The sequence below is a fragment of the Bradyrhizobium sp. CFUWI genome (assembly GCF_056429085.1).
In genome coordinates this window covers 1-449 of record NZ_JBWJZE010000196.1, presented here as the reverse complement: position 1 = coordinate 449, position 449 = coordinate 1, and the positions used below count along the sequence as shown (strand labels likewise).

General features: G+C 60.6%; 1 protein-coding gene. It reads left to right on the top strand.

Annotated elements, in window-relative coordinates; genetic code table 11:
- The coding region (locus tag AC066S_RS39390) for an AAA family ATPase (RefSeq protein ID WP_478271995.1) at nt 1–449 on the top strand (449 nt) is incomplete at both ends.

Sequence of the window (449 nt, the reverse complement as noted above, 5' to 3'; positions counted from 1 at the left end):
CTTCTGATCGTGGACGAGGCCGGGGTGGTATCTGCCCAGCAAATGCGGGACGTGCTTGACGTCGCACATAGAGCGGGGGCAAAGGTAGTCCTCCTCGGCGATACGAAGCAGCAAAAATCCGTGGGGGCTGGTGCTGCACTTCAGCCCATTGCCGACAAGCTTGGTTCGCACCGTCTGGACGAGATCCGCCGGCAGCATCGCATCGAGGAACGGGAGGCTGTGAAGCAGTTGTTCGATGGCCATGCTGCTGAGGCCTTGAAGACCTTTGCGAAGCGCGAAGGTGGCATCAACGTCGTGCGCGGCGCCGATGAAGAGGTAAACGAGGCCCTGGTGAACGCTTGGTCGAACAGCCGCTCTAGGGCGGTCGGTGACACCGTCGCTTTTTCCCGTGGTGGCCGTGAATTGGTGGGGCAAATCATCCACCAAGACGATCGGCATTGGACCGTAGC